The sequence below is a fragment of the Rouxiella chamberiensis genome, from assembly GCF_026967475.1.
Taxonomy (GTDB): Bacteria; Pseudomonadota; Gammaproteobacteria; order Enterobacterales; family Enterobacteriaceae; genus Rouxiella; species Rouxiella chamberiensis.
The window spans coordinates 935,991-954,690 of record NZ_CP114058.1 but is presented as its reverse complement, the minus strand read 5'-3'; the positions used below and the strand labels follow the sequence as shown (position 1 = coordinate 954,690).

General features: G+C 55.5%; 9 protein-coding genes and 3 pseudogenes. 8 read left to right on the top strand and 4 right to left on the bottom strand.

Going from position 1 to position 18,700, the window contains the following annotated elements:
- Positions 1 to 69 precede the first annotated feature (69 nt).
- The 7 genes from O1V66_RS04530 to O1V66_RS04500 all read left to right on the top strand — a co-directional run bounded on the left by O1V66_RS04530 (position 70) and on the right by O1V66_RS04500 (position 6,918).
- On the top strand, positions 70 to 657 hold the full coding sequence (locus O1V66_RS04530) for a hydrolase (RefSeq protein WP_187329790.1): 588 nt from the start codon (positions 70 to 72) through the stop codon (positions 655 to 657).
- 123 nt (positions 658 to 780) lie between these two features.
- Positions 781 to 1,599 (top strand): DUF72 domain-containing protein, encoded by an 819-nt coding sequence (locus O1V66_RS04525; protein WP_045046984.1) that lies wholly within the window; start codon positions 781 to 783, stop codon positions 1,597 to 1,599.
- 136 nt (positions 1,600 to 1,735) lie between these two features.
- Entirely contained in the window at positions 1,736 to 2,479 is a 744-nt protein-coding gene (gene cmoA, locus O1V66_RS04520; protein ID WP_045046985.1) for a carboxy-S-adenosyl-L-methionine synthase CmoA, read from the top strand.
- Positions 2,476 to 3,447 carry a tRNA 5-methoxyuridine(34)/uridine 5-oxyacetic acid(34) synthase CmoB gene (gene cmoB / locus O1V66_RS04515; protein WP_045046986.1) on the top strand — a complete coding sequence of 324 codons (972 nt, stop codon included), beginning with the start codon at positions 2,476 to 2,478 and terminating at the stop codon, positions 3,445 to 3,447. The genes cmoA and cmoB overlap by 4 nt, the downstream gene beginning before the upstream one ends.
- Positions 3,448 to 3,953: 506 nt before the next feature.
- Positions 3,954 to 5,390, top strand: a complete 1,437-nt coding sequence (locus O1V66_RS04510) for a PhoPQ-activated protein PqaA family protein (RefSeq protein WP_045046987.1) — start codon at positions 3,954 to 3,956, stop codon at positions 5,388 to 5,390.
- A 93-nt stretch (positions 5,391 to 5,483) separates the two neighbouring features.
- Complete coding sequence (locus O1V66_RS04505) at positions 5,484 to 5,732, top strand: glycine zipper domain-containing protein (RefSeq protein ID WP_045046988.1); 249 nt, start codon at positions 5,484 to 5,486, stop codon at positions 5,730 to 5,732.
- Between the two features lie 169 nt (positions 5,733 to 5,901).
- Positions 5,902 to 6,918, top strand: coding sequence for a zinc-dependent alcohol dehydrogenase family protein (locus O1V66_RS04500; RefSeq protein WP_045046989.1), 1,017 nt, complete (start codon positions 5,902 to 5,904; stop codon positions 6,916 to 6,918).
- A 453-nt stretch (positions 6,919 to 7,371) separates the two neighbouring features.
- Here the strand turns inward: O1V66_RS04500 and treY are convergent.
- Both treY and treZ read right to left on the bottom strand, forming a co-directional pair.
- Positions 7,372 to 9,899, bottom strand: a pseudogene (gene treY, locus O1V66_RS04495) (malto-oligosyltrehalose synthase).
- A pseudogene (treZ, locus tag O1V66_RS04490) lies at positions 9,896 to 11,682 on the bottom strand (malto-oligosyltrehalose trehalohydrolase). The pseudogenes treY and treZ overlap by 4 nt, the downstream one beginning before the upstream one ends.
- Positions 11,683 to 12,038: 356 nt before the next feature.
- Here treZ and O1V66_RS04485 point away from each other — a divergent pair.
- Positions 12,039 to 12,660, top strand: a pseudogene (locus O1V66_RS04485) (response regulator transcription factor).
- A 51-nt stretch (positions 12,661 to 12,711) separates the two neighbouring features.
- Here O1V66_RS04485 and O1V66_RS04480 read toward each other — a convergent pair.
- Together O1V66_RS04480 and O1V66_RS04475 are read right to left on the bottom strand one after the other, a co-directional pair.
- Positions 12,712 to 18,279 (bottom strand): ATP-binding sensor histidine kinase, encoded by a 5,568-nt coding sequence (locus tag O1V66_RS04480; RefSeq protein ID WP_045046993.1) that lies wholly within the window; start codon positions 18,277 to 18,279, stop codon positions 12,712 to 12,714.
- Entirely contained in the window at positions 18,276 to 18,662 is a 387-nt protein-coding gene (locus tag O1V66_RS04475; protein ID WP_045046994.1) for a response regulator, read from the bottom strand. The genes O1V66_RS04480 and O1V66_RS04475 overlap by 4 nt, the downstream gene beginning before the upstream one ends.
- Positions 18,663 to 18,700 lie beyond the last annotated feature (38 nt).

Here is an 18,700-nt window from a genome sequence, read left to right as displayed (position 1 = left end):
TAATTGCCATCGAAAGGACGCAGCGCAAGTACGAGGTTAAATTCTCATCCATTTGATAGGTCTATTACCATGTCTCTGAACAATACATCACTGAAAATTGATCCTGCAACGACTGCGCTGGTGCTTATCGATCTGCAAAAGGGCATCCTGCCGTTTGCCGGCGGCCCGCATACCGCGCAGCAGGTACTGGATAAAGCCTCCGAACTGAAATCCCGCTTCAACGCGCTGGGTGCGCCGGTGTTTATGGTCCGCGTGGGCTGGTCCGAAACCTTCGACGAAGCGCTGAAACAGCCGACCGATATCTCCATGGGTGGAGCCAGCCTGCCTGAAGACTGGTGGGAATTCCCTGCGCAACTTAACGTTACCGATAAAGATTTGCTGGTAATCAAACGTCAGTGGGGCGCGTTTTACGGCACCGACCTCGAGCTGCAACTGCGTCGTCGCGGCATCAAGACCATTGTGCTGGCCGGGATCTCGACCAACATCGGCGTCGAATCTACCGCTCGCAACGCCTGGGAACTGGGCTTTGAACTGGTGGTGGCCGAAGATGCATGCAGCGCGCACAACGCCGAACATCATGGTTCAAGCATCAACGTTATTTTCCCGCGCATTGGCCGTGTGCGTTCGACAGAAGAGGTGCTGGCAGCGATTGCCTAAACGACGTCGCCCTGCCTCGCATTCACGCCGCCTTCGGGCGGCGTTTTCGTTTAAAAAGACTATACTTTTTAAAGAGCTATTAAGTATTTTTTGATAAAAATCGAAAAGACAGGAAACGGCGTCATGTATATCGGACTTCCCCAGTGGCATCACAGCGCATGGAACAGCATTGGCTTGCAGGATCTCGCTGATTACGCACGCTATTTTAACTGCGTTGAAGGCAATACCACGTTTTACGCCCTGCCTAAACCCGAAATCGTGCAGCGCTGGCGCGACATGACGCACGACGACTTTCGTTTCTGCTTTAAATTTCCTTCGGCTATCAGCCACAAGGCCGCCCTGCTTGATTGCCAGCGAGAGGTCGACGCCTTTTACCAGTGCCTCGCGCCGTTGGAAAATCGGCTGGGTCAGCTGTGGCTTCAGCTCCCCGCCGCCTTTTCGCCAGAGGATTTGGACCGGCTGTGGCAGTTTCTGGATGGCCTGCCCAAAGGTTTCGATTATGGCGTGGAAGTCAGGCATCCACTGTTCTTCGACAAAGGCGAGGAAGAGCGCGCGCTGAATCGGGGATTGCACGAGCGCGGCATCAATCGCACGCTGCTGGACAGCCGTCCGGTGCATCATGCCACCAGCAAGACCGCTGCCGTGCTGGATGCCCAGCGCAAAAAGCCGCAGGTTCCGGTGCACGCCATTGTCACCGCCGACAGGCCGATGGTGCGATTCATTGGCGGAGATGATTTGGCCGCCAATCAAAAATGGTTTGCTCAATGGATAGGCAAGCTTGTCGACTGGCAAAAACAGGGCCACGCGCCCTATCTGTTTATCCATTCGCCAGACTGTAGCGATGCGCCGCAGCAGGCACAGGCCCTGTGGCATACGCTGCGTACCCGCATGCCCGACCTGCCGCCCGAGCCTGACTGGCCGCAGCAAAACAGCCTTTTTTAAGGTCTGAATACCCTGCCCCTGCCCGCGGGGCATTTTTTGGGCCACCCTAAAGGGAATCTGCTAAACTCCGCCCCCATAATGGCAAATCCGCTGTATTTTGCTCCCCTATTTACTATTTTTGGTCTGATTCAGCACTATGACTAACCAGGATAAACTGTTTTCCGCCCCGATAGACAAACTCGGCGACTGGACGTTTGATGAACGCGTCGCCGAAGTTTTTCCCGATATGATCCAGCGCTCGATACCGGGCTATTCCAACATCATTTCGATGATTGGCATGCTGGCAGAGCGCTTCGTCAAACAAGACACTCAGGTCTATGATCTTGGCTGTTCGCTCGGCGCCGCAACGCTCTCCATGCGCCGCAACATCAAGGTGTCCGGTTGTGAAATCATCGCCGTAGACAACTCGCCTGCCATGGTCGAGCGCTGTCGTCGACATATCGACGCCTTCCGCGCCGATACTCCGGTGACCGTTATCGAGGCCGATATTCTGGATGTCGAGCTGAAAAACGCTTCTATGGTCGTGCTGAACTTTACGCTGCAATTCCTGCAACCCGCCGACCGCCAGCGTTTGCTGAATCAGGTTTATCAGGGAATGCGTCCGGGTGCGGCGCTGGTGTTGTCCGAGAAATTCAGTTTCAACGATCCCGACGTGGGTGAACTGCTGTTCAGCATGCATCATGATTTCAAACGCGCCAACGGTTACAGCGAACTGGAAATCAGCCAGAAACGCAGCATGCTCGAAAATGTCATGCTGACCGATTCGGTGGAAACTCATAAGGCACGGCTGCATCAGGCCGGTTTCGAACATGCGGAAGTCTGGTTCCAGTGCTTCAACTTTGGTTCATTGATTGCCCTCAAAGCGGGAGACGCGGCGTGATTGAATTTGGTGATTTTTATCGTGCGATTGCCAAAGGGCCGCTGAGTCCGTGGTTGAATACTCTGCCTTCACAATTGACCGCGTGGCAGAAAGAGTCGCTGCACGGCAAGTTCAAGATGTGGTTCAACGCCGTTGACCGTCTACCGCTGCTGCAACCCGAAAAGCTGGATCTGCTGCACGGCGTGACCGCCAACATGCTGTCGCCGCTGCCAAAAGGTCAGCGTGAAGGCATGGAAAATCTGCTGCGTAATCTGATGCCGTGGCGTAAAGGGCCTTTCTCGCTTTACGACATCGAGATTGAAACGGAGTGGCGTTCGGACTGGAAATGGGACCGCGTGCTGCCGCATATTGCCTCCCTCGCAGGCCGCACTATTCTTGATGTCGGCTGCGGCAGCGGTTATCACATGTGGCGCATGATTGGCGCAGGCGCGCATTTTGCCGTGGGTATCGACCCGATGCAGCTGTTCCTGTGTCAGTTTGAAGCCGTGCGCAAACTGCTTGGCGGCGATCAGCGTGCACATCTTCTGCCGCTGGGTATCGAGCAGCTTCCCGAGTTGAACGCATTCGATACCGTATTTTCCATGGGCGTGCTCTATCATCGCCGTTCGCCGCTAGATCATTTGCTGCAGCTGAAAAACCAGCTGGTCAGCGGCGGTGAACTGGTGCTGGAGACGATTGTTATCGAAGGCGACAGCCAGCAGGTTCTGGTCCCGGGCGATCGTTATGCGCAGATGAACAACATCTACTTTATCCCGTCGGCCGAGGCGCTCAGGGGATGGTTGATCAAATGCGGCTTCGTCAATGTGCGTATTGCCGATGTGAGTCTGACCACCACCGATGAACAGCACCGCACCTCGTGGATGACCAGCGAATCGCTGGCAGAATTCCTTGACCCGCAGGACAGCAGCAAAACCGTTGAAGGGTATCCTGCGCCACGCCGCGCATTGCTTATTGCCAACAAGCCTTGATTGCCAATAATCGCTGACCTTTATTCGCTCCCTATTAATAACCTGGGGAGCGAGTTATTACGAGTGTGCGTCTGTTTTCTCGAACTATTAACCCGTGGCGCGAGAGGTTATTCCATACAAATTAACGGTTACATTTTCTTCATTGCCTGAAAATGAACAAACGATTAAGGTACGCGCGGTTTAAAATTTGATCTGCAAACAAACGTGTTTTTTTATTTATAGCGCTCCAAAATTTTAAAACGAATCGGTTATTCGAAACGTCTTTTCAATTAATGCGCATAAAGACAAAAGCACGTTTTTTTGCATCATATTCGTTACAACAAATCGTATAAATCTTAATAATAACCATCGTAATAATCTGATTTTCAGGACGCTGACAAAGAATGGCGCAAAATCGGCTAATATGTCCACACCAGAGAAAGATGATTGACGTCGTGCAGTTCAGTAATGAAGCATTAAGCGTTAACTCTAACAATAAAAACCCATTCATTAGACCAGGGTGAATAATGAAAAAGCTTAACTTGGTGATTTTGTCACTAATTTTTATATCCGGCGGAATATTCGCACAAACCACACCGGTTGATAACGCCTGTAAAGGTAACGGTGAAAACAATTCTTCGAATGTCATTACCTGTTATCGGCAAGAGCTGGCCGCCCAGCCTCTTAAATACTGGTTTATGAGCAACCAGGTTTATGGTGACGTCGAGGTCAACCGCTATCAGATGATCTCGCAATCCTGGTCTCCTGCCGGACTGGTTTCTCCGTCCCAGTGGCTCGAGAATGTGGATATCGCCATCCCTAAAAACCCTAAGTCGACGCGGGCGTTAATCGCCGTTGATATCAGTGACCAGATCCTGCTGGAAGTAGCACGCGCAACGCAGACTATCGTTATTTCACTGCACACTATTCCAACCCGTGATCTGGTTTACCAGAATGACGGTAAACCGCGTGAAGAAGATGACAGTATTGCTCGTACCTGGCGCTTATATATGGATGAACCGGTACAGCGTCAGCAATTACCTTTGCATGTTCCAATGGCGGCTACAATATCGCAAACCATCCGTCTTTCTAAGAAAGAGCTTAGAAAGTATGACATCAATAAATTTATTGTTACAGGTGCATCCAAACGCGGATGGGCGTCGTGGTTATCGGGTATTTCAGATCCCTCGGTCGAAGCCATTGTGCCTTTCGTCATTGACGTATTGGACACCAAACAGGTGATGCAAAATATATATCGCTCCTACGGCGGTAATTGGCCTGTTGCCTTTACCCCTTATTATGATCAGGGTATTGATAAAACGGTGAAGTCGGCCGATTTCGATCAGCTGATGAAAATCGAAGACCCGCTGCAATATATGAATACGCCGCTGCAATCCAGACTGGAAATTCCAAAATATATTGTTAATGCCAGCGGCGATGATTTCTTTGTGCCGGATAATACCCGTTACTACTTTGACAAATTACCGGGCGTTAAATCGCTGCGTATCGCGCCAAATACCGGCCATATCGGGATTATCGACTTTACCCAGCAGTCGCTTATCTCCTTTATCAACCGTATTCAGGCCAACAAGCCACTACCTCAGGTTCAGGTTGCGCCTTATCCTCAGCTTGATAACGGCAATCTGGACGTGAAGTTCTCGGAGAAACCGGCCAAGGTTGTACGCTGGACGGCAACCAATCCGGCGGCACGCGATTTCCGCTTTGCCTGCGGCGTTAAATATATTCCGACAGAGGTGACGGTTTCATCTGCCAACAGCGTGGCCGTTCCGCTGGATTATCATGGACCGGGTTGGCAGGCCACCTTTGTTGAAGCAACCTTCAACGACGGCTACGTCGCGACCTCACAGGTGTATATCACGCCGGATGCCAAATATCCGACCACTGCTCCGCCTGCGCCCGAGGGCAATCCGGCGTGCAGCACCCTGCCGGGTCGGGGTTTATAGGATCTGTCTGATAAGCCGTGTGTTTTCGTGCAAGGGCGAGCAAAGCTGTTTTTCTCTGCTAGTCTTAAGAAACTATCAACAAGGAGAGCGCATATGTTTAACCAAGCACAAGACAAAGTGAAAGAAGTTGCGGGTACTGCACAAGAAGCTTTTGGTGATGCCACTAATTCACCAGAGCATTCTGCCAAAGGCGCTGCAAAAAAATATGCATCTCAAGCAAGCTATGCCGCTAAAGATGCTGTTGCCACCGTGGGCGATCAGGTTAAAGAAAATCCGTATGCAGGCGTTGCCGTAGCCGGTGCCGTAGGTATCCTGATTGGTTATTTGATTGGCAGAAAGTAAAGCCCGATTGAATTAACGATCGGCAGCCCCTCGTCGACGCTCATTCTCAGCGAATGACCTTCACGACTTGAAGTACGAGCCATCGGCGAAAGCCGGTGGCTTTTTTTATGGCTGTCTCAGGGCAAAACGTCTAACCCTGTCCTATCCCCATGAAATCAAGGAGAACTTTATGAAAGCCATTACCCTGCGTGCACCCGGTGGTCTGGACAATCTGCACCTGGTCGACCTTGCCGATCCGGGTCAGCCCGGCCAAGGCGAAATACGGGTCGCGATACACGCCACCTCACTGAATTTTCATGACTTACTCGTGGCCGACGGCTCGATTCCGACCGCCGATCAACGGATTATGATGGCCGACGGCGCGGGCGTTGTCGAAGCCGTGGGTGAAGGCGTAACCGAATTCAATGTCGGCGACGCCGTTGTCTCGACGTTCTTCCCACACTGGGCGGATGGACTGCCCTTCGACAGCGTCGGTGACTTCAAAAAGACGCCAGGCGACGGCGCACACGGGCTTGCCGCACAATACGTCGTGCGTCCGGCCTCACACTTCACGCTGGCCCCCGAAGGCTGGAGTCATGCCGAAGCCGCAACCATTACCACTTCCGGACTGACCGCATGGCGCGCGCTGGTCGGCAATGCCCATCTCAAGGCCGGTGATACCGTTCTGACTCTGGGTACGGGCGGGGTGTCCATCACGGCGCTTCAGATTGCCAAGAGCATGGGCGCGAAAGTGATTATCACCTCGTCATCCGATGAAAAGCTGGCACAGGCGAAAGCGCTGGGAGCCGATCACGGCATTAATTACCGCACGCAGCCCGATTGGGGCGACGCCGTCTTGCAACTGACCGGCGGCAAGGGCGTGGATGTAGTTATCGAACTCGGCGGAACGGGCACGCTGGCGCAGTCCATCAAGGCGGTACGCATTGGCGGCCATATCGCGCTGATTGGCGTCCTGACCGGCAGCGAAGGGGTTGTCCCTACCGCTGCGCTGATGGCCAAACAGGCGCGGATACAGGGCCTGATTGTCGGTAGCCGCAGGCAGCAGCAGGATTTTGTACGCGCGTTGAATCAGACCGGTATACGTCCCGTTATCAGTGACACTTACTCGGCGCTCGGCGAACTGCCCGAGGCTTTCCGCCGCCAGCAAAGCGGCGCGCATTTCGGCAAGATTACCGTAACCTGGTAACCCGTGAAAAAAGGCGGCCCGCCCTGTCCCGTCGCCGTCAAGGTGGCGGGAACAAAGCGGGAACTTAGGGTGAATTGTCTACTTATTGTTCAATAAGTCTTAAGCGCCGCGCAGCCCCCACTGGCGACAAGACCACCCAACTTATCCCCTAAGTTGTCCACAGATAACTTGGATAAGCCTCGGCGTTTTTTGCCACTTCTCGCGTCCTGTCGCTAAGCCGATGAAAGCGGACACATCCCGATGAAACGTACATTTCATCCGCGTGCCAGCCTATCTGGGGCGGGATGCCTCGATACTGCACGTTGATTCGCCGTCTCCTTGTCTCGATTCATTAGCCAAATTTGTCGAACCCTGCGCGCCTGCCCTTGCCTGTGGATATCGTGCAGCGTTCTGCGGCCATAAAAAAACCGGCCTCGAAGAGAAGCCGGTTTTATCGTCAACGTTCAGGAAGAACTATTGCGTAACGAGAATCAGCGGTTTTCCGTCGGCCAACGCCTGCAAACTGAGGGTCGCCTCCACCTCATAGCTTTTTCCGTCGAGCAGATTGCGATAACGGCGATGGGCGAGATTGTCCGGCAATGGCACTTGCGTCTGCCCCCACTCTGCCGTATTCGCCTGCGCGGAATCCTCGACAAACGCCAGTCGCGGCAGGATAACCAGCAGGGCATGGTCGTTTTCCGTTCTGGCAAAGGCGATGACGTGGTTTTCGCGCTGCCCTTTGGCCGTTAGCGGCAGATAGTTTCCGTATCGAAACAGCGTCGGCTTCTCCAGACGTAAATGCAGCACCCTGGCAATCACATTCTGTTTCAGCACGCCGGATACGGCATGTTGCGGCAGGAAGAATACGGCGGGGGCGGTTTCCTCCAGCGTCTGTTCAAGTTCGGTGAAATCCGGTTCCCGGCGGTTATCCGGGTCCACCAGACTGAAGTTCAACCCTTCGCTACCCTGATAGATATCGGGTACGCCCGGCGCCGTCAGCTTGATAACCGTCTGGGTCAGACTGTTCACCAGACCCGCGTGAATAAAGGGCTGTAACGATGCCGTGAAATCTTCGAGGAATGTCTGATTCTCGGGTGACAGCAGATGACGGGTATAGTCGAACATCGCATCTTCGAAGGTGTCGTTGGTATCGGCCCAGTCGGTGCGCAGTTTTGCCTCGCGCAGCGCCTTTTCCACAAACGCCAGAAAGCGCGTTTCCAGTTCCTTTAGCCCCTGCGTGTCCTGCGGCTGCAAGGTGGTCGGCCAGACACCGGCCAGCGCCTGATAGATCATCCATTCTCCGGCGGGCTTTGGCGCAGGACCATCATCGAGCATCGTGACCTGATCGTGGTTCATTTCACGCCAGCGTGCAATGCACTGCGCCCACTTCTGCGGGGCTTCGGTCAGGGTGTAGAGTCTGGCGCGGGCGTCTTCGCCACGTTTGGTGTCGTGGGTCGAGGTGGTCGACAGCGCATCTGGCTGATGTTCCAGCCGTGTCTGCATCTCTTCATGGAACCGCGCCAGCGAGAACGCACGCGGCAGCGGTTCTGCCCCGACTTCATTCAAGGCAAGCTCCATGTTCTGCCGGAAAAACAGCGTATCTTCGACCGATTTTGCCATCAGCGGGCCTGTTAACTGCTGGAAACGCGTGCGGAAAGTGGCAACGTCGGCGGCAGAGGCATTGTCACAGACGTCCCCTATCATAATGGCGAGAATAAAATTCAGCGCCTTGAGATCGGGCGCGTGCTCGCTGTCTTTAACGGCCGTCGCGACCTCATGCAGCAGCGCTTCGCTCTCGGAGGGCAGCGCCTCATGCGTGCCATAGGTTCGATAAACAGGGAACGCCACCAGCAGTTCGCGCAGCGCCGCGCGGACGGCGGCTTCCTCGAGCATCTTGTGGTCCTTTGCCGCGATATCCATGGCTATCGACAGCAAGCGTGTAAACTCCCCTTCAAAGTTACGATTAACCATCAACAGCTTCGCGGCGCGCAGTTCGGCTTCCATATCGACCCGTTTGCCGACCACCTCATGATACGCCTTTCGCAACGTGCCAAGCTGACTGCCGTCGACCAGCGCATCCGACAGCGCTGCAATGAACTCATACCCGGTCGTGCCTGAAATCGGCCAGTCGCCCGGTAGCTGTTCGCCCTCGCCCAGAATTTTTTCGACCGTGATATAGCAATCTTCACCCGCCTCCCGGCGCAGCTGCTCGAGATACCCTTTGGGATCGGCAAGCCCGTCGACGTGATCGACACGCAGTCCGTCGACCGCGCCAGCATGCACGAGTTCGAGGATCAGTCGATGGGTATCCTCGAACACGGTTTTGTCTTCGACTCTGACACCCGCCAATCCCGTGATTTCAAAGAATCGCCGATAGGACAGGTCGCGCGGCGCCTCTCGCCACGACATCAAGCGCCACGGCTGGCGCTGATGCAACTCGGCGATATCGGCTTTATCATGGGCGTTCAACACCTCGTCTTCGCGCCCCTGCCAACTTTCGGCGACCAGCGGGTAGTAGTTTTCAAAATAGGCGAAAGCAGGTTTACCGGTCTCTGGATGTGCCTCGACCGCAATCTCTCCGGCTTCCAGTGCCGCTTCGAAGGTGTCGCCGAGGACGGCAAGGTGAGTGGACGCGACCAGTCGATGTCGAAATGCCGCGCATAGGCGCTGTTTTCGCCCTTTTCAATCACGTCGCGCCACCAGCGGTTTTCAAGCGAAGCGGCCATGTGATTCGGCACGATATCCAGAATCAGTCCCAGCCCTGCGCTTTTCAGCGCCTTGACCATGCGGTCGAAGCCTTCCCGCCCACCCAGCGAAGGCTCGATTTCGTTGGCATCCGTCACGTCATAACCATGTGTGGATTCGGCGGTCGCCGTAAAAATCGGCGAGGCATAGAGGTGACTGATCCCCAGCCTTTTTAAATAGGGCACCAGACTGGCGGCGCGATCGAATGTCATGCCGTTGCGAAACTGAATGCGGTACGTTGCGGTTGGAATATTCATTTTGCATCTCTCGGAGCAAGGCGGACGATAACGGAATTTTGCGGCAACGCCTGAGTCGCGTTTGGGGACGCGAAAATTACCTCACCCGGCAGATCGGGAAGGGCCTGCGGTTCATCGTTGATATTGAGCGCCATCGACAGCGTACCCTGCGGGAAGGTCCAACTGACCGCAAAGAAGCCTTCGGCGGTGTCCACGATATGGCCGCTGTTGCAGCCCGCGTCTGCCAACAGGGGCACGATGTGTTGATGACGCAGCGCCAGCAGCGTTTTGGTCAGCGCCAGCCAGCGCTTACCGGCTTCGCTTTCTGGCTTGTTCCAGTCGAGTTTTGACATCGTGAAGGTGGTTTCGGCGTTGGGATCCGGCACGCTTTCGCCGTCATATCCCGAGTGGCCCTCGAACTCTTTGGCGCGGCCGTCGCGCACCGCCTTGGCAAGTGAGCCGTGGAAATCGGTGAAAAACAGGAATGGATGGGTTTCGCCATACTCTTCGCCCATAAACAGCAGCGGAATATGTGGCGAAAGCAGCAGCGTGGCGAGCAGCGCCTGTGTGCGTTCCACACCGGCCAGCGAGACAAGCCTTTCCCCGTGAGCACGATTCCCGACCTGGTCATGGTTCTGAATAAAGTCCACAAAGGCCACCGGCGGCTGGCCGCGACTCCCTACACCGCGTTTCTCGCCCGACTGGGGCGACACTTCGCCCTGATAGGCAAAACCCTCGGCCAGCACGCGGGCAATCAGCTTTTCGGGCTGTCTGGCAAAATCCTGATAATAGGCATGCGTTTCGCCCGTGGCGAACACGTGTATGGCGTTATGGAAATCATCGTTCCATTCCCCGGTAAACAGCGGTGTCGAGCCGTCCTCTTCGCGTGGATGCAGGAAGATGACATTACGGCTGTCTTCGGTGGTCAAATGCAGCGGTCTGGAGGTTATTTCGGCACGAATTCGCTCCGCAATTTCAATAAGCGCATGCTTTTCGGAAACATCTTCAATCTGGTCGATGGCATCAAACCTCAATCCATCAAGGTTGAACTCCTTGAGCCAGTAAAGGGGCGCTTCAATGATGTAGCGCCGCGCCGCATCGACATCATAGGCAATGCCCGCCCCCAGGGCGTTAACCGCGCCTCGTGGAAGAAATCCGGCGACAGCAGCGGCAGGTAGTTACCCTCGGGACCAAAGTGGTTGAGCACGATGTCGAGCACCACGGAAAGCCCCAGCCCGTGTGCCGCATCGATAAAGGCCTTGAAATCATCCGGCGTGCCATAGGCGGAATGCGGCGCGTAAAGCAGCACCCCGTCATAGCCCCAGCCACGTTGACCGCCGAACTGGGAAACCGGCAGCACTTCCAGCATGGTAACGCCAAGGTCGGCCAGATAAGGCAGCTTCTCAATCGCGGAACGGAATGTGCCTTCGGGCGTAAAAGTGCCGAAATGCATTTCATACACCACCGTTTCTCGCCACGGACGTCCTCGCCACTGCGGATGCTGCCACTGATAGCTTTGCGGGTCGCAGACTCGAGAAGGCCCGTCGACACCAGCGGTCTGGGCGCGCGAGGCCGGATCCGGCACTACCGTGCCATCGGCCAGCACATAGTTGTACTCTGCGCCGGGCAACACCTGCGGCACACGCAGTTCGAACCAGCCGTCGCCGCTGGCCTGCATTGCCCGGTCTTCGCCGCCAATCCGCAGCGCGACCGTTTCCTGCCCTGTCGCCCACATACGAAAGCGCACCGCGCCATCGTCAAGATATTCCGCACCCCAGCTTTTCAGAAATGATCTGGATTCCATTCAATTGCCTCGATTTGGTCAAAGTAAGCAAAAGACGACATCACGCGGTACTGGTTCCAGCCGCAGGCAGTCTATGAAAATCAAGCATAGTTCATGATTTTGAGGTTAAAGTAGAAGTCGCACGGTTGCGGGTGGAAAAGGGGTATTCTGAAAAGCGGCGTCTGTCGAAGAATTTCACGACAATAGGCAAGTATCCATTAAAAATTTGACCGACAATAACGGATTGGCATCTGGCACCGAAAAGTTAATGATAATTATTTTCAAGCGGGCCTACTGACGTTACTATGTCGCAACATATTGAAATATGAGAACAACTAGAGATGTCATTGGATTTCAGTTTTACGACGAGAACCCAGATGAATCGCATAGTGTATTTAGTTGACGATGACATTGCCGTCACCGGCGCACTCGGCAACCTGCTCGCTTCGGTAGGTTATAGCGTCATGCCCTTTTCTTCTTCCGAGGCCTTTCTTGCCCACGCCTTCGCCCCCGTGCCAAGCTGTCTGATTCTGGACATCAATATGCCCGATGCCGACGGATTCGACGTGGTTCAGACGCTCAATGCCCGTGGTCATTCTATTCCCACCATTTTTCTCACCGGTTTTGGCACGATTCCCGCCACGGTAAAAGCGATGAAAACCGGTGCGCACGAGTTTTTCACCAAACCCGTCGATCCCGATTGCATCTTGCAGGCCGTCGATGAAGCCCTGAAAATCTCCGAGCAAAACCAGCACGTCTTTCTTGAAAAAATGGAGATGACGGCCCGCTATCAAACGTTGACGCCACGGGAAAGCGAGGTCATGAATCTGGCGATCGGCGGCCTTTTGAATAAACAGATCGCCGCAGAGTTGGGGATTAGCGAAATCACCGCCAAAGTGCATAAACGGCGTGTGATGGAGAAAATGCATGCCCGTTCGCTTTCCGATTTGGTCAGAAACGGCAGAAAGGCTGAACATCGTCTGCGGTCGTCAGCGCTAGTTAAAGGTGGCAGAGAGGTCGGCACGCCTGCCCTCTCTGCAACGTTGCCGCTTACGGACCTAACGGCTCGGTCGGCAAGATAAACCAGAATCGACAGCCTCTTTCAGGCCGGTTTTCGGCACTGAGTTCACCCAGATGCTTCTTGATAATCCCCTGACTAATCGCAAGCCCCATGCCCATGCCGTCTTTTTTGGTGGTATAGAAGGAGTCGAAAATATGCTTTTCGACCTCGGGCGTCAGACCTGTGCCGGTATCCAGCACCTCGAAACGGATGCTTTCCGGCGTAGGATTAAACGAACACAGCGTCAGTTTGCGAATGCCGCTTTCCGACGCCGACATGGCATCGATAGCGTTGATAACCAGATTCAGCAGCACCTGCTGAAGCTGAACGCGGTCACAGAACACCTCCGCGTTGTCCGCCCTAAGAACCAGTTCCAGAGAAATGCTTCGTCTTTCCAGCTCGATGCGCGACAACATTAAAATATCCCGCGCGATGAAATGCAGATTGGCCGGGGCAAAGACGGAATCATGATTACGCGTCAGGCTTTGCAAGCCACGAATAATTTCCCCCGCGCGTTTACCCTCGCTGATGATTTCATTGAGGCTGTGGCTGGCATTTTCCAGATGCATCGGCTCCCGCTTCAACCATCTCAGGCTTGCCCCGGCATTGGCGACAATTGACATCAGCGGCTGGTTAATCTCGTGGGCAATCGATGCCGTGAGTTGCCCCACCGTGGTTGCCCGCGACACGCGCGCGAGATCCGCCTGGGCAATGCGCGCAGCATCTTCGGCCTGACGTTGCAGCGTAATGTCGGAAATGGTGCCGAAATACTCTTTCAGTTCAGGCCAGTTGCTGGCCGGATCGCCGATACCTTTGATATAGCGGCACGCGCCGGCCTGCGTGATAACGCGGAAATCGGCCTGCATACTGACGCCCTTGTGCACGCTTTCGTAAATCAGCTCGTGAATGCAGTGATAATCGTCGGGATGCACGCGGTTGAGGAAATCGGCCATCGACAGGCTTTTCTGGTCTTCCGGCAGCCCCAGAATACGGCCATATTCGTCCGAAACATACATCATGTCGTGCTCGATTTCCCAGCGCCAGGTGCCGGTATGACTGATTTTTTCCCCCAACATCAGCGAGGTCTGGCTGGATCGCAGCTGTTTCTCGATGCGTCGGCGATGAATGTTCTCCTCGAGCAACTCGGCATACAGCCGCGCGGTTTCAAGCGAAACGGCCGCCTGCGCGCTCAAGGTCTTGACAATATGGGAGTGTTCAACGGTAAACACATCGGGCATCAGCCGATTTTCGAGATACAGCACCCCCACCATATTGGCCTGCTTGAACATCGGCACACACATTACGGCCGCGCCGGACGCCACCAGATAGGCGTCCTGACTGAAGGGGCTGAACTCCTCCGGCTTGCCCGTACGAATTTCCTGCCCCGTGCGGATAACGGCTGACAACACGGAAAGCGGCAAATCGGTGGCGGCAGGTTTCTCCCGCACAATCCTGACGTTGATGCCATCTGCCGTCGCTTCGGCGCGGGCCTCGATTTCCGGAATATTGCCATCGAGCACGCGAATCAGCATGCAGCGCTGAGCGCCGGAACGTTCCAGCAGCATGCGCATCAGGATATGGATCAAACGGTCGAGATTGATCTCTTCCGTCAATGCACGCACGGCGGTGACAACACTTTCCAGATCCCGAATCGCCTCGCCCTGCATAAAGGAGACGGTTTTGAAGGCATTGCCGGGCGCAGGCGCGACGAGCTGGGGGTTATCGTGCTCCAGTTGACGCACTTTTGCCCCCGCGCCGAGACTGTCCCAGCCGCCAATCGCGCCCCGGTAATAGGCATCGGAGGCAACATGCATGGTAAATGCTTCGGCGCACTGCCCCGCCAGTTCGTGCGCCAGCGCGTTGATGTGAATAAAATTGGCGGCGCGGGACAGACTGATGGCGGATTCATATAGCGTCAATGCGCCCGCGATATTGCCGTCGAGTCGCGCCATCTCGGCACGAATCAGCGCCGCCTTGTCGGCGAACAGCGTCGGATTAAGCGTGGCCCAGAAAGCGATTTTCTCCAGTCGCCACTGCGCTTCATGTCGTGCGTGGGCCGTGCAGTTCTCGTGGCTCAACGGCACCGTATAGGCAAGTGCGCTGTAAAAATAGAGATCCAGCAGATAAATGTATCCGGGGACCGTGTCGACCAGACTATCGCCCAACGCAAAGCAGCGCAGCGCGTCTCGATATTCCCGGGCATAAAAATGCGCCATGCCCTGATAGAGAAAGGACCAGAACTGTACCATCGCTTTCGGGCCGGATTTAATGCCAGGCTCGATACACACCAGATGTACCGGGAAAAGATTGACGGCGGTAAAAGGTTGCCCGGAAGTGTCGCGCAGATGCATCACAAACTGTTTCTGCATCAACAACACGTTTTCGACATCGGGATAATAAGATTTTCGAGTGAACGCCAATCCGCGCTCGATGGCGGTCAGCACGACATCCAGATGATCGCCCCGGGTCAGGTAATTCATTACCTGATGGCGCAGGGCGAGGCAGGCAAAGGATCGATCGCCGTGTGCGGCCGCGACGTTGAAGCTCTCCTTGACGCACTCGGTAACAAAAGTCAGCGGCTGGGTCCAGATAGCCACCTGATCCAGCGGCAGCAAGGTGCGCGCCTTGAAGCGGGTAAAGTCGTGCTGCTCGGCAAGTCTGGTCGCCAGCACGCCGCACTTGAAGCCGAGATGATACTCCTGATAGCGGTCGATAATCAGGACGCTAAACCACGCCAGCCCAAACGCCGACGCCCCCGTGACGCCATAATCGAGCGTCATCTCGAGAATCTTGCACACCAGCAGCAGGTGCAGTTGCGGGCAGTCATACGACGAGGCAAAAATGGTGCTGGCCATCAAATTCAGCACCGACTCTTTATCGCTGTCCTGTATCAGCGGCAGCGCCGTAAACAGCGCCTGCGGGTCGTCGCCAAGCCGGGCTTTCAAGGCAAAATAGGCCGCATTGCACTCTGCGGCATCCGGCTCGCGATTGAATTGCAGCCCGAAAACCGCAAGCCAACCCAGCGCCGTTTCCAATGCCAGATAGTTATCGGACTGGCGCATGTGAATCTCGGCCGACAGACAGGCCGCGACCGATTTTTCGGCTAATGTCGCGGGCACAGCCAGCAGCTGGGTACAAAGCCGCTGCGCATCGGTGAGATTACCCTGTAAAAACTCACATTCCGCCTGCTCAAGCCCCAGCGTAAAGGCGTTGCGGTGACTGTCGTCCGTTAAGAGCGCACGCGCGGTGTCCAGATAGCGCAAGGCCGACACATAATCCCCCGCGCGTTTTGCCCGCTGCGCCGCCAGTAGACTGAGCCGATAATATTCTTCACTCTGCGCTCGCGTTAACGCCTCACGGGCAATCATCGCGATGTGATAAACGGCGCGAAACAGCCCCACGTTGCTGTCGTTTTGCTGGGTGGCAAGAGACAGTAAGTGCGCCGCCTGCTGATGAATATGCTGCTTGTGCCTGTAACCAACCAGCGAGAAGGCGGCATCGTGTACACGGTCGTGGGTAAAGACATACTCGTCGAGTGACACTGTCACGAATTGGGCAATCACGGCGGGATCAATCTGGCGCTGGATCTCTGCGGGATCGATGCCCAGAATCTTGCTTAGCAGCGACAGACTGCCGCTGCCGCCGAGACAGGCCAGGCTGCCGACCAGTTGTCGCGTCGCGTCCGGCATTCTTTCGAGTTGCCTTATCATCAGGCTCGCGACGTTGTCCGTATATTGCCGTGCGCTCAACGCAGTACGATCGTAACGCCATTTCGGGGGATTTTGCGTGTGGAAAATCAGGCCGTCATCAACGGCATGACGGAAAAATTCCTGGATAAACAGCGGATTGCCGCGCGTTTTCTCATGAATTAACTGAGCCAGCTCGACTGCGCCGCGGGTTCGGGTGTGCAGCAGATGACGCAGCCAGCGGGCAATGGCCTTGACCGACAGCGCCACCGGTGTGATTTCCGAGCCGTGTGCCGCCGAATTTCTGATGCGGTTTAACGAGCCGTTCATCAGAGGACACGGCATCGACTCGGCATCACGATGCGCGAGGATGAGCAGAAATGGCAGATTTTCATTGCGCAGGACCAGATTTTCCAGCAGATGCAGGCTGGCATAATCGGCCCAGTGAACGTCATCGATGATCATCACCAGCGGCCGGCCGGGTGTTGCGAAAGCTTTGACAAGCCCGCAGGCCATTTGGTTGAAGCGTTCCTGAGCATCCAGCGCATTGACCGCTGATACACCTGGAGACTCAATACCCAACAGCTGTTTCAGTTCGGGAACCAAGTCGACGGCGAGTGCGGCATAATCGCCGAGGCAGTTCATCAGGTGCGCCCGCCATTGGCTGACATCGGCCGTTGACAGCCCCAGCAAATAAAGAATAACGGTGCGAAACGCCGACGTAAGCACCGAATAAGGCACCACCGGCGTATGCTGTTCTGCCTTGCCGACCGCCAGCAGAATCTGACGATGCCGAAACTCTTTCAGCGCCGTGGCAATCAGGGAAGATTTTCCGGTGCCGGGCGCGCCGCTAATCATCACCAGATTCTGCGTTCCGCTGCGGCGCACATCATCCAGCGCATCGACCAGCGCCCTGCCCTGCGGATGGCGGGTGAACAGGGTTTCGCTGCGATAACGACGCGTAAACCTTTCCTGAAGTCCGGGCGTAAACGCGGCAATCTGGTTATCTTCTGTCAACGTCGCCTGACAGCGGCGAAGATCGGCCATCAGACCTTCGATGGTCTGATAACCGTCGAGCGGAGATTTTGCCAGCAGACGAAGCAGAATCCGTGACAGCATCTTCGGCACGTCGCCCCTCACCTCTTCCGGCGGACGCGGCGCGGTTGCAATATGATGATGGATCCATTCCGCCTGCCCGGCTTTTGTCGAGCCGAACGGCAATTTGCCCGTCAGCATTTCATACAGCACCATGCCAAGACTGTAGAGATCACTCAGGCTGTTGACCGGATGCGGCGTGCGACCGGTGTGTTCGGGCGAGATATAGGCCAGCGAGGTGCCTGCGGTGGGCAAGGTATTTCTCGAGGTAGATTCCCCCGCCAGCGAGGATACGCCAAAGCCGCCCAGCCGAAATGTGCCATCGTCGTTGATAAAAAAATGGGCGGGGGTGATATCGCCATGCACAATGCCCTGCCGATGCGCCTGACCCAGCGGAAAACACAGTTGGAGGGCGTTGCGAAGATAATCGGCGATAAGAACCGGCGGTGTGGCTATCAGGCTATGCAGCGTGCGGAAGGTAAAGGCGGGATAAATCAGGGTGTAATGACCGTGGTAGCGCGTGTTGCCGGAGGGTTTTATCGCCCAGAGCTCGGCGAGCCTGGAAGACAGTGCATATTCGTTTTTCAGTAACTGGGTGCTTTGAAAGGTCACTTCGCCGCTGGCGGCGCTGGCGATGATAAAGGTTTCGCCGTTCGGACGACGACCCAGCCACCAGGCAATACACCCTTCCTGCGCCAGCGGCGTGAAAGTCGCGTCCTCAGGCAAGGGCGACGCGTCGTCGCCACTTTCTACCGGTGTCACAGAAATTATGCTCATCCTTGCACCCCTCCGTTGAACAACTCGCTGCGTATTAGTGTCAGCAGCGTATCAACATCGATGGGTTTGCGCAAAAAGGTAATGGCGCCAAGGGCGATCGCCTGCTGCTGAACCGCCTCCTCCTGCTCGGCCGAGATAAAGATGACCGGCGGCAGAGCGCACTTTCTTTTCAGCGAGGCAAAGAGTTCGAATCCGCTCATGCCCGTGAGCCGGACATCGATAATCAGCATGTCGGCATCCGTCAGCGCGTTTTCATCGTCAAGCACATCCTCGCCGCATTCATAGTCGGCCGTGGTGTAACCGTCGGAGTGCAGTAAATTGCTCAGGCCACTGCGGACCGAGCGTTCATCGTCAACAATGACAATACGCGGTGACAGCCTCATGCTGAAATCCTCTGTAATTCCCCCATGCCGACACGAGG